A 24,824-nucleotide genomic window follows, 5' to 3' on the forward strand; every position below is an offset into this window, starting at 1 on the left:
CACGCTGTTTATTCAGGAGAGGACGCAGAGCGTCCGGAACGGCATACCCACGCGGAGCGTGGGTACGATGGTGTTCTCCGGGCCTCACTCCTCACGCTACTGCACGCTGGTGTTCTGCCGCACACCTATCGTTCCGCACGCTCCAGCGTGGGAATGCCCTTCTTGACGCTCTGCGTCATCGATTTACGCTATGCCGCTTATTCAGGAGAGGACGCAGAGCGTCCCGAACGGCATACCCACGCGGAGCATGGGCACGATGGTGTTCTCCGGGCCTCACTCCTCACGCTACCGCACGCTGGTATTCTGCCGCACACCTATCGTTCCGCACGCTCCAGCGTGGGAATGCCCTTCTTGACGCTCTGCGTCATGGATTTACGCCACGCTGTTTATTCAGGAGAGGACGCAGAGCGTCCGGAACGGCATACCCACGCGGAGCGTGGGTACGATGGTGTTCTGCGGAGCGTCGTTCCTCACGCTACTGCACGCTGGTGTTCTGCCGCACACCTATCGTTCCGCACGCTCCAGTGTGGGAATGCCCTTCTTGACGATCTGCGTCATGGATTTACGCTACGCCGCATATTCAGGAGAGGACGCAGAGCGTCCGGAACGGCATACCCACGCGGAGCATGGGTGCGATGATCTTCTCCGGGCCTCACGCTACCGCACGCTGGTGTTCTCCGGACCTCGTACTCCCGTTGCCACGAGGAACCTGGCGCTTACTCCAGATGCTCCGGCTTCACCGGGTCGCCTGACTTGGCGTGGAGTTTGTCGCGAATGTCCGCGAACATTCGGTCGTAGTCCTTGTGCTGGGCGATGGGCAGTGCGGCCGAGTTGGGCAAGCCGTGCCTTATCGCGATGCGACTGGCGTCATGGGCGAAGTTGAACGCCAGGTCACGGGGCAGCTGGAATTGCTCTTCGAACGGCTTGCCGTTGATTTCGCCCTGCATGGTGAAGTGCATGGACGTGCCTTGCTTGGGATCTTCCTCCACGTTGTAGCGCAAGTGGATGTCATAGCTGATATCCGACGGTTGAAGCGCCACGTGGGTGAGGTGCAGATGGCCTGGCTCGTACATGAAGTGACTCCATCAAGTGGTGAGTGTGTTCAGTCTGACACTCCTCGCGACCGGACGGTTCAGCCTCGTGCAGGGTGCCGCTCGCATCATGCCTGCGCTCAACGATCGATCTTGTCCGGTTCCGGCCTCGACCATATCCACAGATTACCCAGCGCCATACCGGTAAGAGCCAGATAAAGCCACCAGGCGTGGCCGATCAGGCTCAGCATCACCACGGCGCAGACCAGCATGCTGATGGTGGCGCTGATCTTGGCCTTGCGGGCGACCAGTCTGCCGTTGCGCCAGTTGTGCAGAATCGGGCCGAACACACGATGGTTTTCCAGCCAGGCATTCAGACGCGGCGAGCTGCGTGTCGCCGCCCAGGCCGCCAGCAGAATGAACTCGGTGGTCGGCAAGCCGGGAATGAAGATCGCGACAATGCCTATGCCGAGGGCGACGTAGGCGAGGATGCCGTATAAAAGGCGCGAGAGTCTTGAGCCGGGTGGTTTGTACGTCATGGTCTCTACAGGCAGGTTCGGGGAGCCCGGCCAGCTTAACAGCACCGGGCGCTTTTTCATGCCTGTGCCATGTCTGCAACCGGGGCATCGGCGTAGGCGTGTTGCAGCAGGACATTGAAACGCTCGAATGCGGCAATGGCGCCTCGATCAAGTGCTGCTTCCTGCTCGGCGGTCAGCGACAGCTCGTCAAGCGTCCTGACAAAGGTCTTCCAGCCTGCTGCGCGGCCACCGGCAGGCTCGCTCAGATGCCGGGCGCCAAAGCTGTGGCTTAGGTTCAAGGCTTCGGCACGTTTGATCAGGAATGCAGCACCCAGCTTGGAACCTTCGGAGACAAATAGCCAGCCGAGCGCTTCTGCGGTGCTCGGCGCTTGTACTGCGCCAGCCACCGGCAGGGGAAGGTCCATGTTCAGGTCGGCAAGATCCGCTCCGGCCTGTTCTGCGCGGCAGCGGGCCGGCAGGTCGTTGATGATCGCCCCTAGCGCGGGCTCGTTGTACAGGCTTTGCAATTCCGTCTGAAAAAGGTATTGAGCAACCACGAAGCGAGCGTAGCTGGCCAGGGTTTCAAACGGCGCATGTGCCTTGACCGCCTTGTCGAGCTTTTCGTGTGGCGCGTGGGTGATCTGGCTCAGGCGTTGCGAACGCAGAGTCGGTCGGTTCTGATCAAGGGTCATCGAGTTCTTCCTTGCTGAAAAAGGGGGCTTTTTGAATAGACGAATAGCTGCACCCGAAAGCGTAAAAAAAGCCTGCCGCCGATGTACTCGGCGACGGGTTTTACGCTACTTTCGGGTTCATATGTCCCACACCACGTTGACGCTGAAGTTGCGTCCCGGCTGGGTCAGGCGATCCAGATTAGCGGGCGCCGTCACACCAGCTTCGCCCACGCCGTCGTAGCCGCGCACATCATCCCAGCGCCAGTATTTCTTGTCGGTCAGGTTGTACAGACCCGCATTGACGGTCACATCGTTGCTGACCTTGTAGTAGCCGCTCAGGTCCAGAATGCCGTAGCCCGGGGTCTTGAATTGACTGGAGGTGCCGTCCGGCGTGTGGAAATTGCTGTCATCCACGCGATTCTTGCGCTTGACCAGCGTCCAGCTCAGCAGGCCGCCGTAGTCATTCTGGTCATAGCCCAGGCCGATCACACCGGTCAGCGGGTTGACGCTGTTGATTGGTTCGCCTGTATCGTTGTTGCGGCCCTGCACGTAGGCAACCGATGCCTGGCTGTAGAGACCGTTTGGCGCACCGATGCTGTCGAGATTGATGCGCCCTTTGAATTCCGCGCCCTTCATGGTTGCGTGCTTGATGTTGTTGGACTGGAACGTTAGTTCGCTGTAACCGGGGGTGATGGCGTCCTCGTTGATGAAGTCACGGTACTTGTTATAGAACACCGCGATGTCGAACGAGCCCGCTTCGAAGCGACCGCGTAAACCGGTTTCATAGCTTTTGCTGGTTTCCGGTTCCAGGTTCGGATTGGGCTCAACCACGTAGCCTGCCGTCGGGTTTTCGAAGCGTCCATAAAGTGACTTGGCCGACGGTGTGCGGAAACCTTCGGCATACTGGCCGTACCAGGTGTAGGCGTCGCTGAGTGCATAAGTCACACCGAACTTGGGCGACAAGCGATGCCATGTCCGCGTTTCGTCGTTGCCCTGACCGGGGTCGGCGAGGCTGACCGACCTGAGAAATTCTGGCGTGAACTTCGGGTCGAGTGTGGTGTGGTCATAACGCACGCCGGGCATGAAGGCCCAGTCGTTCCAACTGATCTGATCCTGGGCGAACAGCGCATAGCTGGTGATGGTCGGGTCCGGGAAATCGCTCGTCGCGGCCAGACGGTCGCTCGGGCTGTCTGCACCGACCACGCGGCAGGAGCCGAATACGCGTGCACAGGTCCCGCTGCCGCTGCGCAGCCCGGTGACTTTCTGCTGCTTTACCGTCGTACCGTAGGTCAGCACATGGTCCGTGCTGGCGATAGAGAATGCCTTGTCCAGTTGGGCATCGAATACCCACTGCTTTTCCTGATAGTGCGTGTCGCGATCACGAATGACATCTCGGGAAAACGGAAAGTACCGCTCCCGGGTGCTTTGATCAGTCTTTGCGGTCTGGTAATTCAGGCTCCATTTGAGGTTGTCGACCAGCAGGCTGTCGACGGCGAAGCTGTTTTCGACCCCGAAGCGCTCGCGGGTGATGGTGTCGTTACCCTCGCGCGATTGATACATGCCCAGCCCGCTGCCGTTGGTGAACGGCCCGCCGACTGCGCTTTTCAGGTTGCTGTCGCGGTCGTCCTTGTACTTTTCGTAAGCCAGAGCCAGACGCGAACCGTCGGTATAATTCCAGCCCAGCTTGGCCAGCACGTTGGTGCTGCGCGCATCCTCAGGGTTGGCTTCGGTGCGGCTCAGGCCTGTGCCACCTGTTTCGCCATAGGATTCGGTCTCATGACCATTGCGCTGGCTCACGTGCAGCAAGCCGTCAAACTCGCCCTGACGGCCTGCGACAGTGGCCGAGTTCAACCAGCTTTCGTCTGCCGAGCTGTAACCGGTCTTGAGGCGTGCGCCGACATCCTTGCCGGGCTTGATGATGTCATCCGGGTCCAGCGTGTAATAACTGACCACCCCACCGATTGCGCTGCTGCCGTACAGGGCCGAGGCCGGACCGCGGAGGATTTCCACGCGCTTGACGATCTCCGGGTCGACATAGTTGCGATGGGTCTGCGCATAAGGACCGGTGAAAAAGCTGTCGGGGACTTCCACGCCGTCGACCTGAGTCAGTATCCGGTTGCCGTCAATGCCGCGGATGTTATAGCCGGTTGTGCCTGCGCGCTGGCCTGCGCCGCCCACCGAAACCCCCGGCTCGTAGCGCACCAGATTACGGATGGTGTTGACGTTGCTGCGGTCCAGTTCTTCACGGGAATGCACGCTGACGGTGTTTGGTACTGTGGCGACATCCTGTGCCTGGCGCGTAGCACTGACGGTGATCTGATCGAGGGCCATAACGCCGGCGGTTGTGGTGCGCTTTTCCAGCACTACATTGTTGTTGCCCAGATTGCGATAGCTCAGCGAACTGCCAGCCAGCATGTTGTCCAGCGCCTGTGCGGCGCTCAGGTTGCCATGGGCACCTGGAGAAATGACGTTTTGAGCCAGATCCGATGGCATGCCTACCTGCCATCCGGTCACGCGGCTGAACTCGTTCAGGGCCGACACCAGCGATTGCTGACCAATCGAGAAGTTGTAGGTGCCTGCCGAACGTGCCGCCTGGGTGCTTTCACTGGCAGCACTGGCGTTGACCGTCTGTAGACTGGCGCCCAGCACTGCAAGTGTCAGCAGAGATAGCGTGAGCCGTACGCATGGTTGGGCGGCAGGCGTGAACGTGGATGACATCGGTAGCGCTCCCTGGGGTGTTGCTCGTTATAGTGTTTACAAACCGTTTCAAAATGAGAATCAGTTGCATTGGCTATAACTAGACGAACGGGCAGTCGCTATCGAGTAAAAAAACTTTGCTTCAGTTGAGAATCACCAGCGCAGGCATTTCGTGAAGGCTTGCCGAGGTGATCTGTGCCAGCGACCGCACCACGTCGAGCGGGTTGTCCAGGCGATAGTTGCCGGTCACTGCCACACGATCCAGTTGCGGGTTGGTGCTGATGATCCAGCCGGGATAGTAACGACGCAGCTCGGTCAGCACTTCGCTCAGCGGGCGGTTATCGAAGATCAGTCGACCTTGCACCCAGGCGAAATCCCTGAGCGGGTCAAGCTTTTCACGATGCCCGAAGCCAGCAGGCCCCACGCGAACGCTTTCTCCGGCCCCCAGGCTGACGCTGGAGTCGCCGCGTGTGGCACGCACGTCGACAGCGCCGCGCTGCACTTTTACCTGGGCAACGCCGTTCAGATAACGCACGGAAAATTCGGTGCTGTTGGCACTCATGCGCACCGGTCCGGCTTCGATTTCCAGTGGCACGCCCGCTCTGGAACTGACATCGAAGAATGCTTCGCCTTGCAGCAGGCAAGCAGAGCGCCGCTGTTCACCTATCTGACTGGAGAACGCCGAGTCGGTGTTGAGCAGCACTTTCGAGCCGTCTGCCAGTTCCAGGCGCTGGCGCTCACCCACTATGGTCAGGTGATCGGCCTGCAGGCGCAGCGGCAGATTGCTGAAACTGAACAGCCCCAACAGCAACACCGCTGCAGTGGCGAGAGGTTTCCATTGCGCGCGGACACGTTGCCACGCCGATGGCTTGCGGGGTTGCGCGATGCTTTCGGCGGCGTGCTGAACCGGCTGTGAATTCCAGAGTGTCCGGGCCTTATCGAAGGCGCGTGCGTGTTCCGGATCGGCGTTCAGCCATTCCTGGAAACGGGCAAGCCGGGTGGCGTCTGCGCCCTCCAGTTCGACCAGCCAGGTCAGGGCCTGATCCATTGCAGCATTGCTCAACACGTCCTGCGCAATCGCGTGCGGGCGTTCGGTTCTCGGGGCCACGGTGTTCCTCGGCAATCCTGAAACTGTATCGATTAGAGTCTGGCAGCGTGCGGCAGGGTTCAGGGCGGGTCAAGTCTTGAAAGGACGCCTACGCAGATGGCCATGATCAGCTTCAGTTCTTTCTGGACGGTACTGGCCGAGACCTGCAGTTGCTCGGCGATTTCCAGATAACTGCGGCCATCGAGGCGGCTGAGGGTAAAGATTTTCTGCTGGCGCGGGCTCAACGTACTCAGGCTGGCACTCAGGTTTTCAAGCAGGCGCTTGGCATGCGCTGCGTCTTCAGGCGAGCCCATCTGGGCTACGACGCTTTCGAGCCGGGCAGGTGAGACGTCTTCGAGCATGGTCCGGCCATGAATACGCCGCGCACGCAAATGATCCAGCGCCAGGTTGCGGGCGGTCTGAAAGACGAAGGGTTCAAGGTGGTCGACGGGGTGTTCGGTCAATGCACGGCTGACGCGCAGCCAGGTTTCCTGAAGCAGGTCTTCGGCAGCGTTCTGGTTGCCGACCATGCGTTGCAGGGTGCGTAGCAGAACCGGGCGCTGGGCCAGAAAGACATCGTTGAAGCGTGACTGCGACACAGAGAGGCCCGACCAGAGATGTGAGCAAATGATAATGCTTCTCATCTTTTGGTCGGGTCAAGCCTGCATCTGTAAATAATTATCTTACGGTGTTGCTCACTACGACGCTGAATTTACTCGGCGTTGTGCAGTGCCAGGCAGTTGTCGAGCATGCGGTTGGAGAACGCCCATTCGTTGTCGTACCACGACAGTACCTTGAGCAACTTGCCACTGACCTTGGTGTGATTGGCGTCGAAAATCGACGACAACGGGTTGTGATTGAAGTCGTGGGAAACCAGTGGCAGGGCGTTGTAGCCCAGCACCTTGGAATGCTGGCTGGCTTCTTTCATCAGCGCGTTGACTTCTTCGGCGGTGGTTTCACGCTTAAGGGTCACGGTCAGGTCGACCAGCGAAACGTTGATGACCGGTACGCGTACCGCCATGCCGGTGAGTTTGCCTGCCAGCTCCGGCAGTACCAGGCCCACTGCTTCGGCAGCGCCGGTCTTGCTCGGGATCATCGACTGCGTCGCCGAGCGGGCGCGGTACGGATCGGTGTGATAGACATCGATCAGGTTCTGGTCGTTGGTGTAGGCATGGATGGTGGTCATCAGGCCATTTTCGATCCCCAGTTCACGGTGCAGTACCTGGGCGACCGGGGCCAGGCAATTGGTGGTGCAGGATGCACTGGAGATGATCTGGTGCGACTGACGCAGCGTGTCGTGGTTGACACCATAGACGATGGTGGCATCGGCACCGCTGGCAGGGGCGGAGATAATGACCTTGCGGGCACCGGCAGTGAGGTGCGCGGCGGCCTTGTCACGGCTGGTGAACAGGCCGGTGCACTCGAACACTACATCGATGTCCTGCGACTTCCACGGCAGCTCGGCCGGATTGCGAATGGCACTGACCGAAATACGGTCACCATTGACGGTCAGGCTATCCTTGTCGCACTCGACCGTGCCGCTGAAAGGGCCGTGTACGGTGTCGAAGCGCAGCAGGTGTGCGTTCATTTCGCTGTCGCCAAGATCGTTGATGGCGACGACCTGCAGGTCCTGACGGTAGCCTTGGGTATACAGTGCGCGTAGGACGTTGCGGCCGATGCGGCCAAAACCGTTGATTGCGATACGAAGAGTCATACAGCCGTCCTTCTGAATTTGTTGTTGGAATTACAAGATTATTCTCATAGAAATAGAAAACAAGCCTTTTTAGTGGCAATATTTTGTTTTATCTACAACTACAAGCCTGAAAGGCCCTCCCGGTTGATCGAGATCAGGGTTCTGCTCCCCGCCCGTCACTGCTCGAAAACCGGAACCGTCTTTACGGGTGACCTTAGACGTTAGCCTGGAGTTCATCACATGCATCCCCGCGTCCTTGAAGTAACCGAGCGACTCATCGCCCGCAGTCGCGATACCCGTCAGCGCTACCTTCAATTGATTCGCGGCGCAGCGAGCGATGGCCCGATGCGCGGCAAGCTTCAATGTGCCAACTTTGCTCACGGCGTCGCTGCCTGCGGGCCGGAAGACAAGCAAAGCCTGCGTCTGATGAACGCCGCCAACGTGGCAATCGTCTCCTCCTACAACGAGATGCTCTCGGCGCATCAACCCTACGAACACTTTCCTGCCCAGATCAAACAGGCTTTACGTGACATTGGTTCGGTCGGTCAGTTTGCCGGCGGCGTGCCTGCCATGTGCGATGGCGTGACTCAGGGTGAGCCGGGTATGGAGCTGGCCATTGCCAGTCGCGAAGTGATTGCCATGTCCACGGCAGTTGCGTTGTCACACAATATGTTCGACGCCGCCATGATGCTGGGCATCTGCGACAAGATCGTCCCTGGTTTGATGATGGGCGCACTGCGTTTTGGTCATCTGCCGACCATCTTCGTGCCGGGCGGACCGATGGTTTCAGGTATCTCCAACAAGGAAAAAGCCGACGTACGGCAGCGTTACGCGGAAGGCAAGGCCAGCCGTGAAGAGTTGCTCGACTCGGAAATGAAGTCCTATCACGGTCCGGGAACCTGCACCTTCTACGGCACTGCCAACACCAACCAGCTGCTGATGGAAGTCATGGGCATGCACCTTCCCGGTGCCTCGTTCGTCAATCCCTACACGCCACTGCGCGATGCACTGACCGCCGAAGCGGCTCACCAGGTGACGCGTCTGACCAAGCAGAGCGGCAGCTTCATGCCGATCGGCGAAATCGTCGACGAGCGCTCGCTGGTCAACTCCATCGTTGCCCTGCACGCGACAGGTGGCTCGACCAACCACACGCTGCACATGCCGGCGATTGCCCAGGCCGCGGGCATTCAACTGACCTGGCAGGACATGGCCGACCTGTCGGAAGTGGTGCCAACCCTGAGTCACGTCTACCCCAACGGCAAAGCCGATATCAACCACTTCCAGGCGGCGGGCGGCATGTCGTTCCTGATCCGTGAGTTGCTGGCTGCCGGTTTGTTGCACGAAAACGTCAATACCGTGGCCGGTTACGGCTTGAGCCGCTACACCAAAGAGCCATTCCTGGAGGATGGCAAGCTGGTCTGGCGCGAAGGACCGCTTGAAAGCCTTGATGAAAACATTTTGCGTCCGGTCGCCCGTCCGTTTTCGCCGGAAGGTGGTCTGCGGGTCATGGAAGGCAATCTGGGCCGCGGGGTGATGAAAGTCTCTGCCGTGGCCCCGGAGCATCAGATCGTCGAGGCACCAGCCAAGGTCTTTCAGGATCAGAAGGAGCTGGCCGATGCGTTCAAGGCCGGTGAACTGGAGTGCGATTTCGTCGCCGTGATGCGCTTCCAGGGGCCGCGCTGCAACGGCATGCCCGAGTTGCACAAGATGACGCCGTTTCTGGGGGTTCTGCAGGACCGTGGTTTCAAGGTTGCGCTGGTCACCGACGGACGCATGTCGGGCGCCTCGGGCAAAATCCCTGCGGCCATTCATGTCTGCCCGGAAGCGTTTGATGGTGGCCCGTTGGCACTGGTGCGCGATGGTGATGTGATCCGTGTGGATGGCGTAAAAGGCACGTTACAAGTTCTGGTCGAAGCGTCAGAATTGGCCGCCAGAGAACCGGCCATCAACCAGATCGACAACAGTGTCGGCTGTGGTCGCGAGCTCTTTGGATTCATGCGCATGGCTTTCAGCTCCGCAGAGCAGGGTGCCAGCGCCTTTACTTCTAGTCTGGAGACGCTCAAGTGAAGTTGGCCCTGGTCGGTGATATAGGCGGTACCAATGCACGTTTTGCCATTTGGGAAGACGACACGCTGCATTCTGTCCGGGTATTCCCGACCATTGACTACGCCGGCCCGGAAAAGGCCATCGAAGTCTATCTGCAGGACCTTGAATTGCAGCGCGGTGATATCAGCCACGTATGCCTGGCCGTTGCCGGACCGGTGGATGGCGATTTTTTCCAGTTCACCAATAGTCACTGGCGGTTGAGCCGTGAGGCATTTTGCGCTGACCTGAAAGTCGATCACCTGCTGCTGATCAACGACTTCACCGCCATGGCGCTGGGCATGACCCGGCTCAAGGAAGATGAATACCTGACGGTTTGCCCTGGCGCTGGCAAGCCTGATCGGCCGCGTGTGGTGGTCGGGCCGGGTACCGGGCTGGGCATCGGTACGCTGATCAAGCTTGACGGCAGTCGCTGGCTGGCGCTGCCGGGCGAGGGCGGGCATGCTGACCTGCCAATCGGCACGGCACGCGAGGCCCTGTTATGGACACGCCTGATGGCTGAGCATGAGCATGTCAGCGCTGAAGTGGTACTCAGTGGCGCGGGCTTGCTGTTGCTCTATCAGGTCAGTTGCGCCCTGGACGATATCGAGCCAGTGCTCAAGTCGCCTGCGGCTGTCACCTCGGCAGCGCTGGCGGGCGACCCGGTAGCCGCAGCCGTGCTGGAGCAGTTCTGTGTGTTTCTAGGCAGGGTGGTGGGCAACAATGTGCTGACCCTGGGCAGCCTGGGCGGCGTGTACATTGTCGGCGGCGTGGTGCCGCGTTTCACTGAGTTCTTCATCAACAGCGGTTTCAAGCGCGCCATGGCCGAGAAGGGCGTGATGAGCGACTATTTCAAGAACCTGCCGGTCTGGCTGGTGACCGCCGAGTACCCTGGTCTGATGGGCTCAGGTGTCGCTCTGCAACAGGCCTTCGGTTCGCAGATCTGAGTAGCATCCCATAACAACAAAGATTCACCGTCAAACAAGGACGCCTCAACTTGAGTTCAGTCAGTAAATCGATCCTGCTGGTGGATGACGATCAGGAGATTCGCGAGTTGCTGGACACCTACCTGAGTCGTGCCGGTTTTCAGGTGCGTACGGTGGGTGATGGCGCTGATTTTCGCCGCGCCTTCAACGAAGAACCCAGTGATTTGCTGATCCTTGATGTGATGCTGCCCGATGAAGACGGTTTCAGTCTGTGCAAATGGATCCGCCAGCATCCGCGCCAGCCGCATGTGCCGATCATCATGTTGACTGCCAGTTCGGACGAAGCCGACCGGGTCATCGGCCTGGAATTGGGTGCTGATGATTATCTGGGCAAGCCGTTCAGCCCGCGTGAGCTGCAAGCGCGTATCAAGGCACTGTTGAGGCGCGCCCAGTTCGGTCAGGAGCGTCCTGGTGGCGATGTCATTCTGTTCGACGAATGGCGGCTGGACATGGTCAGTCACAGGTTGTTTCACAATGACGGTGAAGAAGTGATTCTGTCCGGTGCCGACTTCGCGCTGCTCAAGCTGTTTCTCGACAACCCCCAACAGATTCTCGACCGCGACACTATCGGTAACGCCACACGCGGGCGTGAGCTGATGCCGCTGGAGCGGATCGTCGACATGGCGGTCAGTCGCCTGCGCCAGCGTCTGCGCGATACCGGCAAGTCGCCGCGTCTGATCCGCACCATTCGCGGCAGTGGTTATCTGCTGGCCGCGAACGTCAACTCGCAAGCGGGCAACGGCTATTAACCCGCCGGTGGCAGGAGCGAAAAGAACCGGCCTGCCACTGCCGCGCTCATTGCTGGGGCGCATGCTGCTGTTGACGTTACTGGCGGTTCTGCTGGCTCAGACACTGTCCAGTGTGATCTGGCTGTCACAGTTGCGCGCCACACAGACCGAAGGGCTGGTGACCAGCGCGCGCAGCCTCGCTTACTCGATGGCGGCCAGTGTCAGTTACTTTCGCTCATTGCCGCTGGCCTACCGGCCCATGGTGCTGGATCAACTGCGCAGTATGGGCGGGACCCGTTTCGTCGTCTCGCTCAACGATCACCCGCTGGATATGCAGATCATGCAGCCCACGCCTCGCAAACAGGCGGTGCTGGACGTGGTGGGCGAGGTATTGCGCCAGCGTCTGGGCAATGGGCCGGACATCACCGTATGGTTTGCGCGGCCCGATGAGCTGCGTATTTTCAACAGCGGCCTGAAGCTCGATGAACTGCCGCGTTCCTGGGCGCATTACGCGCTGACACTTGAACCGGTGAACCCGCCGGTGCTGGTCACGCAAATCGAAATGGCGCCCGGTGAATGGTTTTACATTGCCTCTCTGCTGCCTGAGCCCTACACCTCGCTGGAGGAGCAGGAGCTGCCCCTTCAGCAGGTTTCATTCATCGTCCTGACCAGCATGTTTTTGCTGTTGTTCATCGGTTTGCTGGTGCATTGGCAGAGCCGGCCGCTCAAACGCCTGGCGCGGGCCGCACGGGACATGTCACTGGGCGCGGACGTCGAGCCGGTGGTCGAGGGCGGCGGCAGCGAGGTGATCGAGGTCAGCCGTGCGTTCAACGCCATGCGCACCCGTATCAGCCGCTACCTGACCGAACGCGGTCAGTTGTTCAGTGCCATCTCGCATGATCTGCGCACGCCCATCACCCGGCTGCGGTTGCGTGTCGAGCTGCTGGAAGATGAGCACATGCAGCGTAAATTCAGCCGCGATCTGGACGAACTGGAGTTGCTGGTCAAAGGCGCGCTGCAGTGCGTCAAAGACACCGATATTCATGAAAACATCGAGCCGGTGGACCTCAATGCACTGCTTGATTGCCTGGTCGAGCCCTGGCTGAATGTTGAAGGCGACGGACGTGTCACCCAGCAAGGCGAGGCTCAGGCTGCCTATCCCGGCAAGCCGTTGGCGCTGCGGCGCTGCATGGGCAACCTGATCGACAATGCCCTTAAATATGGCCATCGCGCTCATCTGAAAGTCGAGGATAACGCCACGGCTTTCGTCCTGCATGTGGATGACGAAGGGCCTGGTGTGCCCGAACAACGTCTCGAACACGTTTTCGAACCGCATTTCCGTCTGGCAGGCAATCAGCAGCAGGGCTACGGTCTGGGCCTGGGTATCGCGCGCAACATTGCCCACAGTCACGGTGGCGAAGTCAGCCTGCAGAACCTGCGTGAGGGGGGGTTGCGGGTAACGTTGTACCTGCCGAGAACTGCGGAATGACGCGCTGCACAGTGGCTTTTAGCTAGCGATTGCACCGGGATTTCAATTGTCACCATCCTGTGACAATTGCGCGTCCCTTCGTTACTGTCGGCGCTTCAGGCTTGGTTAGACTCCCACGAAGCGCAAGCATCAGACTTGCTCATGCATAACAACAAGAAAGGTCAATTCGATGAATTCCATGTCACGTCTCGCTGTTGTCATCTCTCTCGCTTCGTTGTTCCCTCTGAGCGCTACTGCCGCTGAATCCAAAGGCACTGTAGAAGTTGTGCACTGGTGGACGTCGGGTGGCGAAAAGGCTGCGGTCGATGTTCTGAAGGCGCAGGTCGAAAAAGACGGCTTTGTCTGGAAGGACGGCGCCATCGCCGGCGGCGGCGGCTCCACCGCCATGACCGTGCTCAAGAGTCGTGCGGTTGCCGGTAACCCGCCAGGTGTTGCCCAGATCAAAGGTCCTGACATTCAGGAATGGGCCTCTACCGGTCTGCTTGATACGGACGCGTTGAAAGACGTCGCCAAGGCCGAGAAGTGGGACTCGCTGCTGGACAAGAAGGTCTCCGACACCGTGAAGTACGACGGTGATTACGTAGCGGTGCCGGTGAATATTCACCGCGTCAACTGGCTGTGGATCAACCCTGAAGTCTTCAAGAAAGCCGGTATCGACAAGGCACCCACCACGCTCGAAGAGTTTTACGCTGCGGGCGACAAGCTGAAAAAAGCCGGTTTCATTCCGCTCGCCCACGGTGGTCAGCCGTGGCAGGACAGCACCGTCTTTGAAGCCGTTGTGCTTTCGGTCATGGGCGCTGATGGCTACAAGAAGGCCCTGGTTGATCTGGACAAGGACGCGTTGACCGGTGAAGGCATGGTCAAGTCCCTCACCGAGCTCAAGAAAGTCGCGACCTACATGGATGCCGATGGCAAGGGCCAGGACTGGAACCTGGAAGCTGCCAAGGTCATCAACGGCAAGGCCGGCATGCAGATCATGGGTGACTGGGCCAAGAGTGAATGGACCGCAGCCAAGAAGGTCGCCGGCAAGGATTACCAGTGCGTAGCCTTCCCTGGCACCGACAAGGCGTTCACCTACAACATCGACTCGCTGGCGGTGTTCAAGCAGAAAGACAAGGGCACCACTGCCGCACAGCAGGATCTGGCCAAGGTCGCGATGGGCGAGGACTTCCAGAAAGTCTTCAGCATCAACAAGGGTTCGATCCCGGTTCGTGAAGACATGCTGTCCGACATGAGCAAATACGGTTTCGACTCGTGTGCGCAAACCGCTGCCAAGGATTTCCTGGCCGATTCGAAGACCGGTGGCCTGCAACCAAGCATGGCGCACAACATGGCCACTACGCTGGCGGTGCAGGGTGCTTTCTTTGATGTGGTCACCAACTACATCAACGACCCGGCAGCTGATCCTGCAGCGACAGCCAAGAAGCTGGCCACTGCGGTCAAATCGGCCCAGTAACTCTCTCTGAACCGCCTGTACCCGCAGTTCGTGGTGCTGAAATCCTCTGTTGATTTCACCCGCGGCTGCGGCCTGGATTCGATACACCGGATGGGATACTCCCGATGAGCTCTGTCGCTGCGATCAGCAAAGCCTCGCCAATGGATGCGCTGCAACGCTGGCTACCAAAACTGGTGCTGGCACCCAGCATGTTCATCGTGCTGGTGGGTTTCTATGGCTACATCCTCTGGACATTCGCGCTTTCGTTTACCAACTCGACGTTTCTGCCGTCCTACAAATGGGTCGGTCTGGCGCAATACGCACGCCTGATGGATAACGATCGCTGGTGGGTGGCGAGCAAGAACCTTGCGGTGTTTGGCGGGATGTTCATTGCCATCAGCCTGGTGATCGGTGTTCTGCTGGCCGTCCTGCTGGACCAGCGGATCCGTCGTGAGGGCATGATCCGCACCATTTATCTGTACCCGATGGCACTGTCGATGATCGTCACCGGCACGGCGTGGAAATGGCTGCTCAACCCTGGCCTGGGCCTGGACAAGATGCTGCGCGACTGGGGCTGGGAAGGTTTCCGTCTCGACTGGCTGATCGACCCGGACCGCGTGGTTTACTGTCTGGTGATTGCTGCGGTGTGGCAGTCTTCCGGCTTTGTCATGGCGTTGTTTCTGGCGGGCCTGCGTGGCGTCGATCAATCGATCATTCGCGCTGCGCAGATGGATGGCGCGAGTTTGCCGATGATCTACTGGCGCGTTGTGTTGCCAAGCCTGCGCCCGGTGTTCTTCAGTGCCGTGATGATCCTTGCGCACATTGCCATCAAGAGCTTCGATCTGGTGGCAGCGATGACCGCCGGTGGCCCCGGTTACTCATCTGATCTGCCTGCAATGTTCATGTACTCCTTCACCTTTAGCCGCGGCCAGATGGGCATGGGATCGGCCAGTGCGATTCTGATGCTCGGCGCGATCCTGGCGATTCTGGTGCCGTACCTGTATTCCGAGCTGAGGACCAAACGCCATGACTAGTCATGTTGGCAAACCGGGCATCAGCTTCAGTCGTATTCTGATTTACGCCGTGCTGATACTGGCCTGTCTGATTTATCTGGTGCCGCTGGTGGTGATGCTGTTCACCAGCTTCAAGACCCCCGAAGACATCGGCACCGGCAACCTGCTGAGCTGGCCAAGTGTGGTCACCGCAATTGGCTGGATAAAGGCCTGGGACCTGGTCGATGGTTATTTCTGGAACTCGATAAAAATCACCGTTCCGGCAGTCATCATTTCCACCGCGATTGGCGCGCTCAATGGCTATGTGCTGTCGATGTGGCGCTTCAAGGGCTCGCAGCTGTTCTTCGGTCTGTTGCTGTTTGGTTGCTTCCTGCCGTTTCAGACCGTTCTGCTGCCGGCTTCCTTCACGCTGGGCAAAATGGGCCTGGCCAGTACGACCACCGGGCTGGTGTTTGTGCATGTGGTCTACGGGCTGGCATTTACCACGCTATTCTTCCGCAACTACTACGTCAGCATTCCGGATGCTCTGGTCAAGGCTGCACGGCTGGACGGTGCAGGGTTCTTCACCATCTTCGGGCGCATCATTCTGCCGATGTCCACGCCCATCGTGATGGTCTGCCTTATCTGGCAGTTCACCCAGATATGGAACGATTTCCTGTTCGGAGTTGTGTTCTCCAGCGGTGAGTCTCAGCCGATCACTGTGGCCCTGAACAATCTGGTCAACACCAGCACAGGCGCCAAGGAATACAACGTTGACATGGCGGCGGCGATGATTGCCGGCCTGCCGACACTGCTGGTCTACGTACTGGCTGGCAAGTATTTCCTGCGTGGGCTCACGGCCGGCGCGGTCAAGGGGTAATCATGGCGACTCTCGAATTACGCAACGTCAACAAGACTTACGGCAGCAACCTGCCGGACACGCTCAAGAACATCGACCTGTCGATCAAGGATGGCGAGTTTCTGATTCTGGTCGGCCCGTCCGGCTGTGGCAAATCCACCTTGATGAACTGCATTGCCGGTCTGGAAAGCATCAGCGGCGGTGAGATTCTCATTGATGGCCAGGACGTCAGCAGCACCAGCCCCAAGGACCGCGACATCGCGATGGTCTTTCAGTCCTATGCCCTTTACCCGACCATGAGCGTGCGTGAAAACATCGCGTTCGGGTTGAAAATCCGCAAGATGCCGCAAGCCGACATCGACGCGGAAGTGGCTCGTGTAGCCAAGCTGTTGCAGATCGAGCACTTGCTCAATCGCAAGCCGGGCCAGATGTCCGGTGGCCAGCAGCAGCGTGTCGCGATGGGTCGTGCCCTGGCGCGTCGGCCGAAGATCTACCTGTTCGATGAGCCGCTGTCCAACCTCGACGCCAAGTTGCGCGTCGAGATGCGTACCGAAATGAAACTGATGCACCAGCGCCTTAAAACCACCACTGTCTATGTGACCCATGATCAGATCGAGGCCATGACGCTGGGCGACAAGGTCGCGGTCATGAAGGACGGTATCGTTCAGCAATTCGGTACGCCCAAGCAGATTTACACCGATCCGGCCAACCTGTTCGTCGCCAGTTTCATCGGTTCGCCGCCGATGAACTTCATCCCGCTGCGTCTGCAACGCAAGGATGGCCAATTGATTGCGCTGCTCGACAGTGGTCAGGCGCGTTGCGAGCTGCCGGTCGGGGGCGGCGATGCCGGCCTGGAAGATCGAGAAATCATTCTCGGTATCCGGCCAGAACAGATTATGCTTGCTGGCGCTGAATCGAATGGCATGCCGACCATCCGTGCCGAGGTCCAGGTGACCGAGCCTACCGGGCCGGACACACTGGTGTTCGTCACGCTCAATCAGAGCAAGGTCTGCTGTCGCCTTGCGCCGGATGTCGCACCGCAGGTGGGCGAAAGTCTGACCCTGCAGTTCGATCCTTCCAGGGTGCTGATTTTCGATGCTCAGAGCGGTGAGCGTCTTGGGGTTCTGGGAGCACCACCTTTGGCTGAACGGGCAAACAATGTCCCAGTTGAGCCGCAAGTGATAAATTGATTCAGCACAGGGCATCGCTGGCCGGCTGTCTACTGCCACAATGAAGCGGCCGATCGGCGAAAACGAAGCAGTGAATGAAGCAAAACGTCTACCAAAGCTAATAACAATAAAACGAGGATTGATGGGATGAAGAAGATCAACAAAGGTAAATCGCTTTCCCGGTTCCAGTTGGTAAGCACGCTGTCGGTATTGGGTGCGATGGGGCTGGCAGGCAGCGTTCATGCTGCCGACGCATTTTCTGCCGATTCACCGTGGATGACTGGCGACTGGAACGGCAAGCGTACCGAACTGCTCGACAAGGGTTATGACTTCTCGCTGGAATACGTTTCCGAGATGGCCAGTAACATCAAGGGCGGTTACAACGACGACAAGACCGGCCGCTACAGCGACCAGTTCGCGCTGGGCATGAAAGTCGATTTGCAAAAGGCTTTCGGCTGGCAGGACGCAGAGTTCAAGCTGGCAATCACCGAACGTAGCGGGCGCAACATCTCCAACGACCGGATCGGCGACCCTCGTGCCGGTACCCTCAGTTCCTCCCAGGAAGTCTGGGGTCGCGGCCAGACCTGGCGTCTGACGCAAATGTGGGTCAAGCAGAAGTACTTTGACGGCGCGCTGGACGTCAAGGCCGGTCGTTTCGGGCCGGGCGAAGACTTCAACAGCTTCCCTTGCGATTTCCAGAACCTGTCGTTCTGCGGCTCGCAGGTCGGTAACTATGTGAACACCTGGTACAACTGGCCAATCAGCCAGTGGGCCTTGCGCGTGAAGTACAACATCACGCCGGAAGTGTACGCACAGGTCGGCGTCTACGAGCAGAACCCGTCCAACCTCGAAACCGGCAACGGCTTCAAACTCAGCGGCAGCGGCACCAAAGGCATGATCCTGCCGGTCGAACTGGTCTGGACCCCGACCGTCAATTCGTTGCCCGGTGAATACCGTGTCGGCTTCTACAAGAGCACGCCCAACGCCGACGATGTCTATGAAGACGTCAACGGTCAGCCACAGGCAGCTACCGGCGCTGCGTTCAAGTCGCATGACAGCAAGCACGGCTGGTGGGTTGTTGCTCAGCAACAGCTGACGACTCACGATGGCGATGCATCGCGCGGTCTGAGCATTTTTGCCAACGCTACCGTGCATGACAAGGCCACCAACTTCGTCGATAACTACCAGCAGATCGGTTTCACGTACAAAGGTCCGTTCAACTCGCGTCCGAAAGATGACATCGGTATCGGTATCGCCCGTATCCACGTCAACGACGATGTGCAGGATCGTGTGCGTCTGGCCAACCAGATCAGCGGCATCAACGACTACGACAACCCTGGCTACCTGCCGGTCCAGAGCACTGAGTACAACTCGGAAATCTACTACGGCTTCCACGTTACCAACTGGCTGACCGTGCGCCCGAACCTGCAGTACGTCAAGCATCCTGGCGGTGTAGATCAGGTTGATGACGCGATTGTGGCGGGCATCAAGATCCAGTCGAAGTTCTGAGTACTGATTGACGCGTAACGCGATCAAAGGTCGTGTGTGCTTTGCGGGCAGCCTGGCTGCCCGTTTTTTTTGGCTTGATCCTTTTATTTTTCAGGGACGCGATTGGCGATGACCTCTCTCGACGCGCAACTGCCTGAACATCCATTGCAACGCTTCTTCCGATCCCGACGTGCCAGACCCACTTTCGAGTGGGAGCGTCACCAGCTGCGCGATGTACTGGTTATCGATCATCCGCAGTGTCAGGCAGTCTTCAGTCGCCAGGGCGCGCAGTTGCTGCATTTTCAGCCGCAAGGCCAGAAGCCTTGGCTCTGGTGCGCTGCACAATGGCCGCAGGTGGGGGCGATTCGAGGTGGCGTGCCAGTGTGCTGGCCCTGGTACGGCCGACACCCCGGTGAAAGCGGCTGGCCGGCACACGGCTGGGGACGCTTGCTGGACTGGAAACTGATCGACAGCAGCGAGAGCGAAAAGGGCGTCAGCCTGCACTGGCGCTTGCAGCTGTGGGACTGGCAGGTCGACCTGCATGCCGAGCTGGGGCAGGGCATGGAGTTGCGTCTGAGCACACGCCACGAGGACAGCGAGCCGTGTCATTTCAGCCATGCGCTGCATGCGTACTGGCGGATTGGCGATGTGGCTGAAGCTGCGCTTGAGGGCCTTGATGGGGTGCAGGGTTATGACCAACTCAGCCGACAGGTCTGCCAGCAACAAGGCGAATTACGTGTGGCAGGCGGCTGCCAGCGAGTCTTCGAACATGCCGGAGCCTTGCAACTGCAGGACCCGACCTGGCAGCGCAGGCTGAACATCGACACCGGCGACAGCGCCAATACCGTGGTCTGGCATCCCGGCAACAGACCGCTACTGGGAGTGTGTGGCAGCGAAACCGCAGGCTTTGTGCGCGTGGAAGCCGCTTCGGGTTCCGGCGACGCCTTCAGCCTGCGGCCGGGCGAGCAGGTGCAGCTCAAACTGCAAGCCAGCCTGGCGGGGTGAGTTGCATCGTCTTCCCTTCGCGCTCTGCACGGATCCACCTGAGATCACAAAACCGCTGTGTGACGCAGAGCGTCACGAACTGCATGCCGACGCGGAGCGTCGGCACGATAGTGATATCTGAATCGTGCCTTTAACCGAACTGCTCTAAGCGCTTTTCAACCAACGATGGAACAGACAACGCAGAGTGCGACGTTAGTGACGGCTGAGTCCTGGCGCTGATCCGGGGGATGCGAGGCAGGACGCCGAGCAAGCCGCACCGGGCCAAGGATGGCCCGTTGCGGCGACCCCCGGATCAGTGCCAGGGCGAAGGAACCCGACGAAGTCGGGCCGGAAACAGGAGCGAGGGGCTTTGGTTACTTTGGCCCCATCAAAGTAACTCGCCGAGGGGCGAAAAGGTGACTCGAGTCGAGCCGAAATCTCACTGAATCGCAGAACTGTGTGACGCAGAGCGTCACGAAAGGCATTACCACGCGGAGCGTGGGAACGAGAATCTGAGCCGAACACCAATTCACCTGAAGTCACAGAACCGCTGTGTGACGCAGAGCGTCAAGAACTGCATGCCGACGCGGAGCGTCGGCACGATAGTGATATCTGAATCGTGCCTTTAACCAAACCGCTCTAAGCGCTTTTCAACCACGATGGCACAGACAACGCAGAGTGCGACGTTAGTGACGGCTGAGTCCTGGCGCTGATCCGGGGGATGCGAGGCAGGACGCCGAGCAAGCCGCACCGGGCCAAGGATGGCCCGTTGCGGCGGCCCCCGGATCAGTGACAGGGCGAAGGAACCCGACGAAGTCGGGCCGGAAACAGGAGCGAGGGGCTTTGGTTACTTTGGCCCCATCAAAGCAACTCGCCGAGGGGCGAAAAGGTGAATCGAGTCGAGCCGAAATCTCACTGAATCGCAGAACTGTGTGACGCAGAGCGTCACGAAAGGCATTACCACGCGGAGCGTGGGAACGAGAATCTGAGCCGAACACCAATTCACCTGAAGTCACAGAACCGCTGTGTGCCGCAGAGCGTCACGAACTGCATGCCGACGCGGAGCGTCGGCACGATAGTGATATCTGAATCGTGCCTTTCACCAAATCGCTCTAAGCGCTTTCAACCACGATGGAACAGACAACGCAGAGTGCGACGTTAGTGACGGCTGAGTCCTGGCGCTGATCCGGGGGATGTGAGGCAGGACGCCGAGCAAGCCGCACCGGGCCAAGGATGGCCCGTTGCGGCGACCCCCGGATCAGTGCCAGGGCGAAGGAACCCGACGAAGTCGGGCCGGAAACAGGAGCGAGGGGCTTTGGTTACTTTGGCCCCATCAAAGTAACTCGCCGAGGGGCGAAAAGGTGACTCAAGTCGAGCCGAAATCTCGCTGAATCGCAGAACTGTGTGACGCAGAGCGTCACGAAAGGCATTACCACGCGGAGCGTGGGAACGAGAATCTGAGTCGAACGCCAATTCACCTGAAGTCACAGAACCGCTGTGTGACGCAGAGCGTCACGAAAGGCATTACCACGCGGAGCGTGGGAACGAGAATCTGAGCCGAACACCAATTCACCTGAAGTCACAGAACCGCTGTGTGACGCAGAGCGTCACGAAAGGCATTACTACGCAGGATGAACGATAGTCAACGACACCCAGTCAGCCCTGATCCTCGATCGGATAGCGGCTGTCATTCAGGCTTTCCTTGATCTTGCGCAGGTGCGGCTGGAAGTCGACGCCGCGGCGCAGGGTCATGCCGGTGGCCAACACATCGAGAACGGTGAGCTGGATGATCCGCGAGGTCATCGGCATGTAGATGTCGGTGTCTTCCGGCAATGGAATGTTCAGGCTCACAGTGCTGGCCTGCGCCAGTGGCGAGCCAGCGGCGGTCAGGCCCAGCACCGAAGCGCCATTTGCACGGGCAATGCGCGCTACTTCCACCAGCTCGCGCGTGCGCCCGGTGTAGGAAATGATCACGAATAATTCACCGGTATGGGCCACCGACGCAATCATTCGTTGCATCAGCACATCGGCATGCGCCGTGACCGCCAGATTGAAACGGAAAAATTTGTGCTGCGCATCAAGCGCCACCGGCGCTGAGGCACCCAGCCCGAAAAAGTGGATCTGCCGCGCCTGGATCAGCATGTCCACGGACTTGCTGATCAGCGCCGGGTCCAGTTGCTGGCAGGCGCTGTCGAGCGACGCAATGGCGCTGCCGAAAATCTTCTGGGTATACGCCTCGGGATTGTCGTCGGCTTCCACAGCGCGGCTGACATAGGCTGCGCCGCTTGCCAGGCTCTGGGCCAGTTGCAGTTTGAGCTCCGGATAACCGCTGACGCTGAACGAACGGCAGAAGCGGTTGACCGTCGGTTCGCTGACCTTGGCGGCCTGGGCAAGCGCTGCGATGCTCAGTCGCGTAGCCATCTGCGGGTTAAGCAGGATGACTTCGGCCACTTTGCGCTCGGCCTTGTTCAACTCATCGAGTCGGCCCTGGATTTGCTCCAGGAGGTTTCTTACGCGGTCCATTCAAAGTCCTTGTCGGGGGCTGATTCACCAACGGTTTTGGCCTGAGCTTTTTTTAGCTCTTTAGCCTGTAGCAAAGGTGGCCTATCGTACTGAGGGCCTGTGTTGATCACCACTGGAATATGCTTTTAGGCAGAATGTTGTGGTTATTACTACATATGGCCTTGAGTAACGCCTTTAAAAAAGGTATTTGTAGCCTAACTTGATAAAAGAACCAACATTATGCCCTTGATTACGGTTGAACCGTGCACATTTGCCCTGTTTGGTGCCCTGGGGGACCTGGCGGTACGCAAGCTGTTCCCGGCTCTTTATCAGCTTGATCGCGCTGGACTGCTGCACGAAGACACAAAAATTCTTGCCCTGGCGCGTGAACCCGGCGACGAACAGTCGCATCTGGCGTATATCGAAAAATCCATGCGCCGCTTCATTCCCGAGGCCGAACTTGAGCCCGACAATCTGGGCCGGTTTCTGGCGCGCCTCAGCTACCTGCATGTCGACTTCCTCAAAGCTGAGGACTACGTCGCGCTTGCCGAACGCGTCGGCACCGCCGAAACCCTGATCGCCTATTTCGCCACCCCGGCCTCGGTCTACGGCGCAATCTGCGAGAACCTCGCTTCGGTCAATCTGGCCGAGCGTACGCGCGCCGTGCTGGAAAAGCCCATTGGTCACGACCTGGCTTCTTCGCGCCGGGTTAACGATGCAGTGGCGCAGTTCTTCCCGGAAAACCGCGTTTATCGTATTGACCACTATCTTGGCAAGGACACGGTACAGAACCTCATTGCGCTGCGTTTCGCCAATAGCTTGTTCGAAACCCAGTGGAACCAGAACCATATTTCTCATGTGGAGATCACGGTTGCCGAGAAGGTCGGCATCGAGGGCCGTTGGGGCTATTTCGATCAGGCCGGTCAGTTGCGCGACATGATTCAGAACCACCTGCTGCAACTGCTCTGCCTGATCGCCATGGACCCGCCCAGTGACCTGTCGGCCGACAGTATTCGCGACGAGAAGGTCAAGGTGCTCAAGGCGCTGGCACCGTTCACGCCCGAGCGTCTGGCGACCCAGGTGGTGCGTGGGCAGTACACCGCTGGCTACAGCGAAGGCAAGGCGGTGCCGGGTTATCTGGAGGAAGAGAACTCCAACACCCAGAGCGATACTGAAACCTTCGTCGCGTTGCGTGCCGATATCCGCAACTGGCGCTGGTCGGGTACGCCGTTTTATCTGCGTACCGGCAAGCGCATGCCGCAGAAAATGTCGCAGATCGTGATCCATTTCAAAGAGCCGCCGCACTACATCTTCGCGCCGGAACAGCGTTTGCAGATCAGCAACCGCCTGATCATCCGCCTGCAGCCCGACGAAGGCATTTCCTTGCAGGTGATGACCAAGGATCAGGGGCTGGACAAAGGCATGCAGCTGCGCAGCGGGCCCTTGCAACTGAATTTTTCCGACACCTACCGCAGCGCTCGTGTCCCCGACGCTTATGAGCGGTTGTTGCTGGAAGTCATGCGTGGCAATCAGAACCTGTTTGTCCGCAAAGATGAAATCGAGTACGCCTGGCAATGGTGCGATCAGTTGATCGCTGGCTGGAAGAAGGCGGGCGATGCGCCCAAGCCTTATCCGGCCGGAACCTGGGGGCCAATGAGCTCCATTGCCCTGATTACTCGTGACGGGAGATCCTGGTATGGCGATATGTGACCTTGAGCTGCCAGCAGGGCTGGTAGCACGTGATTTCGACACACCGCAGCAACTGGCTGATGCGCTGGCTGCCAACGTCGCCGAGCGCCTGAAGCAGGCAATTGGCGAAAACGGTCTGGCGACCCTGGTGGTGTCCGGTGGTCGCAGTCCGGTGGCCTTTTTCAAGAGCCTGGCCGTGCAGCCGCTGGACTGGTCGAAAGTAGTCATCAGCCTGGCTGACGAGCGTTTTGTGCCGACCGAGCATGCCGACAGCAATGCGGGCCTGCTGCAGCGCCACTTGCTGCAGGGGCCTGTGGCGAAGGCGAAGTTTCTGGGGCTGTACAGCGTTGCGGGCAGTGTCGAGGAGGCAGCGCTCGCTGCCGATCAGGCCTTGGCCGAGCTGCCACCGATTGATGTACTGATTCTGGGCATGGGCGACGACGGGCATACCGCGTCGCTGTTCCCCGATAGCCCGAACCTGAAAGAAGCCCTCGATCTGCAAGGCGAGCGCCGCTGCCTGCCGATGCTCGCACCGAGCGTGCCGCATCAGCGCCTGACCCTGACCCGCCGCCTGTTGGCGTCGGCACGTTCGCCGATCCTGTCGGTGTCCGGCCAGGCCAAACTCGACACCCTGCGCACCGCGCTGGCGGGCGATGACCTCGCCGAGATGCCGGTGAGTGCGTTTCTCAACCCGTCTCTCGAGATTTACTGGTGCCCATAAGCA

The 24,824-nt window shown here is 59.2% G+C and carries 20 protein-coding genes; 12 read left to right on the forward strand and 8 right to left on the reverse strand.

Going from position 1 to position 24,824, the window contains the following annotated elements:
• Nucleotides 1-716: 716 nt before the first annotated feature.
• From RYC17_RS12055 to gap, 7 genes are all read right to left on the reverse strand, one after another.
• Nucleotides 717-1,073, reverse strand: coding sequence for a DUF5064 family protein (locus RYC17_RS12055; RefSeq protein WP_002552307.1), 357 nt, complete (start codon nucleotides 1,071-1,073; stop codon nucleotides 717-719).
• 98 nt (nucleotides 1,074-1,171) lie between these two features.
• Nucleotides 1,172-1,630, reverse strand: a complete 459-nt coding sequence (locus RYC17_RS12060) for a YbaN family protein (RefSeq protein ID WP_054077878.1) — start codon at nucleotides 1,628-1,630, stop codon at nucleotides 1,172-1,174.
• Entirely contained in the window at nucleotides 1,627-2,241 is a 615-nt protein-coding gene (locus RYC17_RS12065) for a biliverdin-producing heme oxygenase (RefSeq protein WP_316903192.1), read from the reverse strand. Before RYC17_RS12065 ends, RYC17_RS12060 begins: the two co-directional genes overlap by 4 nt.
• Before the next feature lie 117 nt (nucleotides 2,242-2,358).
• A complete protein-coding gene (locus RYC17_RS12070; protein WP_316903194.1) occupies nucleotides 2,359-4,938 on the reverse strand; it encodes a TonB-dependent receptor in 2,580 nt (859 codons plus the stop codon).
• Nucleotides 4,939-5,059: 121 nt separating this feature from the next.
• Nucleotides 5,060-6,025, reverse strand: coding sequence for a FecR family protein (locus RYC17_RS12075; RefSeq protein ID WP_316903196.1), 966 nt, complete (start codon nucleotides 6,023-6,025; stop codon nucleotides 5,060-5,062).
• A gap of 59 nt (nucleotides 6,026-6,084) precedes the next feature.
• Nucleotides 6,085-6,603, reverse strand: a complete 519-nt coding sequence (locus tag RYC17_RS12080; protein WP_057402358.1) for an RNA polymerase sigma factor — start codon at nucleotides 6,601-6,603, stop codon at nucleotides 6,085-6,087.
• A 113-nt stretch (nucleotides 6,604-6,716) separates the two neighbouring features.
• Nucleotides 6,717-7,718: a type I glyceraldehyde-3-phosphate dehydrogenase gene (gene gap, locus RYC17_RS12085; protein WP_044321796.1), complete on the reverse strand. Its 1,002-nt coding sequence runs from the start codon at nucleotides 7,716-7,718 to the stop codon at nucleotides 6,717-6,719.
• A 219-nt stretch (nucleotides 7,719-7,937) separates the two neighbouring features.
• On the opposite strand from gap, the gene edd reads away from it, so the two are divergent.
• The 10 genes from edd to RYC17_RS12135 all read left to right on the forward strand — a co-directional run bounded on the left by edd (nucleotide 7,938) and on the right by RYC17_RS12135 (nucleotide 19,930).
• Entirely contained in the window at nucleotides 7,938-9,764 is a 1,827-nt protein-coding gene (gene edd / locus RYC17_RS12090) for a phosphogluconate dehydratase (protein WP_004656012.1), read from the forward strand.
• Complete coding sequence (locus RYC17_RS12095) at nucleotides 9,761-10,726, forward strand: glucokinase (protein ID WP_004656014.1); 966 nt, start codon at nucleotides 9,761-9,763, stop codon at nucleotides 10,724-10,726. The genes edd and RYC17_RS12095 overlap by 4 nt, the downstream gene beginning before the upstream one ends.
• 50 nt (nucleotides 10,727-10,776) lie before the next feature.
• Nucleotides 10,777-11,514 carry a response regulator gene (locus tag RYC17_RS12100; RefSeq protein ID WP_004656016.1) on the forward strand — a complete coding sequence of 246 codons (738 nt, stop codon included), beginning with the start codon at nucleotides 10,777-10,779 and terminating at the stop codon, nucleotides 11,512-11,514.
• Between the two features lie 61 nt (nucleotides 11,515-11,575).
• Nucleotides 11,576-12,982, forward strand: coding sequence for an ATP-binding protein (locus RYC17_RS12105; protein WP_004666131.1), 1,407 nt, complete (start codon nucleotides 11,576-11,578; stop codon nucleotides 12,980-12,982).
• 169 nt (nucleotides 12,983-13,151) lie between these two features.
• Complete coding sequence (locus RYC17_RS12110) at nucleotides 13,152-14,438, forward strand: ABC transporter substrate-binding protein (RefSeq protein ID WP_005745826.1); 1,287 nt, start codon at nucleotides 13,152-13,154, stop codon at nucleotides 14,436-14,438.
• Nucleotides 14,439-14,542: 104 nt separating this feature from the next.
• The gene (locus RYC17_RS12115; RefSeq protein ID WP_004666129.1) at nucleotides 14,543-15,451 is read left to right on the forward strand and encodes a carbohydrate ABC transporter permease; all 909 of its coding nucleotides are present in this window, start codon (nucleotides 14,543-14,545) and stop codon (nucleotides 15,449-15,451) included.
• Entirely contained in the window at nucleotides 15,444-16,289 is an 846-nt protein-coding gene (locus tag RYC17_RS12120) for a carbohydrate ABC transporter permease (RefSeq protein ID WP_058402191.1), read from the forward strand. The genes RYC17_RS12115 and RYC17_RS12120 overlap by 8 nt, the downstream gene beginning before the upstream one ends.
• Nucleotides 16,290-16,291: 2 nt before the next feature.
• The gene (locus RYC17_RS12125) at nucleotides 16,292-17,458 is read left to right on the forward strand and encodes an ABC transporter ATP-binding protein (protein ID WP_058409447.1); all 1,167 of its coding nucleotides are present in this window, start codon (nucleotides 16,292-16,294) and stop codon (nucleotides 17,456-17,458) included.
• 126 nt (nucleotides 17,459-17,584) lie between these two features.
• The gene (locus RYC17_RS12130; RefSeq protein WP_058402193.1) at nucleotides 17,585-18,946 is read left to right on the forward strand and encodes a carbohydrate porin; all 1,362 of its coding nucleotides are present in this window, start codon (nucleotides 17,585-17,587) and stop codon (nucleotides 18,944-18,946) included.
• A 108-nt stretch (nucleotides 18,947-19,054) separates the two neighbouring features.
• Nucleotides 19,055-19,930, forward strand: coding sequence for a D-hexose-6-phosphate mutarotase (locus RYC17_RS12135; protein WP_058409446.1), 876 nt, complete (start codon nucleotides 19,055-19,057; stop codon nucleotides 19,928-19,930).
• 1,635 nt (nucleotides 19,931-21,565) lie between these two features.
• Here the strand turns inward: RYC17_RS12135 and RYC17_RS12140 are convergent.
• Nucleotides 21,566-22,432, reverse strand: a complete 867-nt coding sequence (locus RYC17_RS12140; RefSeq protein ID WP_002552324.1) for a MurR/RpiR family transcriptional regulator — start codon at nucleotides 22,430-22,432, stop codon at nucleotides 21,566-21,568.
• Between the two features lie 219 nt (nucleotides 22,433-22,651).
• Here RYC17_RS12140 and zwf point away from each other — a divergent pair, with 219 nt between their 5' ends.
• Both zwf and pgl read left to right on the forward strand, forming a co-directional pair.
• Nucleotides 22,652-24,121, forward strand: a complete 1,470-nt coding sequence (zwf, locus tag RYC17_RS12145) for a glucose-6-phosphate dehydrogenase (RefSeq protein WP_004656035.1) — start codon at nucleotides 22,652-22,654, stop codon at nucleotides 24,119-24,121.
• The gene (gene pgl, locus RYC17_RS12150; protein ID WP_316903200.1) at nucleotides 24,108-24,821 is read left to right on the forward strand and encodes a 6-phosphogluconolactonase; all 714 of its coding nucleotides are present in this window, start codon (nucleotides 24,108-24,110) and stop codon (nucleotides 24,819-24,821) included. Before zwf ends, pgl begins: the two co-directional genes overlap by 14 nt.
• The last annotated feature ends 3 nt before the right edge of the window (nucleotides 24,822-24,824 follow it).

The sequence above is a fragment of the Pseudomonas syringae group sp. J248-6 genome, from assembly GCF_032586995.1.
In the GTDB taxonomy this organism is placed as follows: domain Bacteria; phylum Pseudomonadota; class Gammaproteobacteria; order Pseudomonadales; family Pseudomonadaceae; genus Aquipseudomonas; species Aquipseudomonas amygdali.

Excerpts from the sequence above, each read along its gene's own strand:
- RYC17_RS12060 (WP_054077878.1), bottom strand. The coding sequence starts at position 1,630 with ATGAAAAAGCGCCCGGTGCTGTTAAGCTGGCCGGGCTCCCCGAACCTG.
- RYC17_RS12130 (WP_058402193.1), top strand. The coding sequence starts at position 17,585 with ATGAAGAAGATCAACAAAGGTAAATCGCTTTCCCGGTTCCAGTTGGTA.
- pgl (WP_316903200.1), top strand. The coding sequence starts at position 24,108 with ATGGCGATATGTGACCTTGAGCTGCCAGCAGGGCTGGTAGCACGTGAT.
- RYC17_RS12055 (WP_002552307.1), bottom strand. The coding sequence starts at position 1,073 with ATGTACGAGCCAGGCCATCTGCACCTCACCCACGTGGCGCTTCAACCG.
- RYC17_RS12105 (WP_004666131.1), top strand. The coding sequence starts at position 11,576 with ATGCTGCTGTTGACGTTACTGGCGGTTCTGCTGGCTCAGACACTGTCC.
- RYC17_RS12070 (WP_316903194.1), bottom strand. The coding sequence starts at position 4,938 with ATGTCATCCACGTTCACGCCTGCCGCCCAACCATGCGTACGGCTCACG.
- zwf (WP_004656035.1), top strand. The coding sequence starts at position 22,652 with ATGCCCTTGATTACGGTTGAACCGTGCACATTTGCCCTGTTTGGTGCC.
- edd (WP_004656012.1), top strand. The coding sequence starts at position 7,938 with ATGCATCCCCGCGTCCTTGAAGTAACCGAGCGACTCATCGCCCGCAGT.
- RYC17_RS12135 (WP_058409446.1), top strand. The coding sequence starts at position 19,055 with ATGACCTCTCTCGACGCGCAACTGCCTGAACATCCATTGCAACGCTTC.
- RYC17_RS12125 (WP_058409447.1), top strand. The coding sequence starts at position 16,292 with ATGGCGACTCTCGAATTACGCAACGTCAACAAGACTTACGGCAGCAAC.
- RYC17_RS12065 (WP_316903192.1), bottom strand. The coding sequence starts at position 2,241 with ATGACCCTTGATCAGAACCGACCGACTCTGCGTTCGCAACGCCTGAGC.
- gap (WP_044321796.1), bottom strand. The coding sequence starts at position 7,718 with ATGACTCTTCGTATCGCAATCAACGGTTTTGGCCGCATCGGCCGCAAC.
- RYC17_RS12110 (WP_005745826.1), top strand. The coding sequence starts at position 13,152 with ATGAATTCCATGTCACGTCTCGCTGTTGTCATCTCTCTCGCTTCGTTG.
- RYC17_RS12115 (WP_004666129.1), top strand. The coding sequence starts at position 14,543 with ATGAGCTCTGTCGCTGCGATCAGCAAAGCCTCGCCAATGGATGCGCTG.
- RYC17_RS12120 (WP_058402191.1), top strand. The coding sequence starts at position 15,444 with ATGACTAGTCATGTTGGCAAACCGGGCATCAGCTTCAGTCGTATTCTG.
- RYC17_RS12140 (WP_002552324.1), bottom strand. The coding sequence starts at position 22,432 with ATGGACCGCGTAAGAAACCTCCTGGAGCAAATCCAGGGCCGACTCGAT.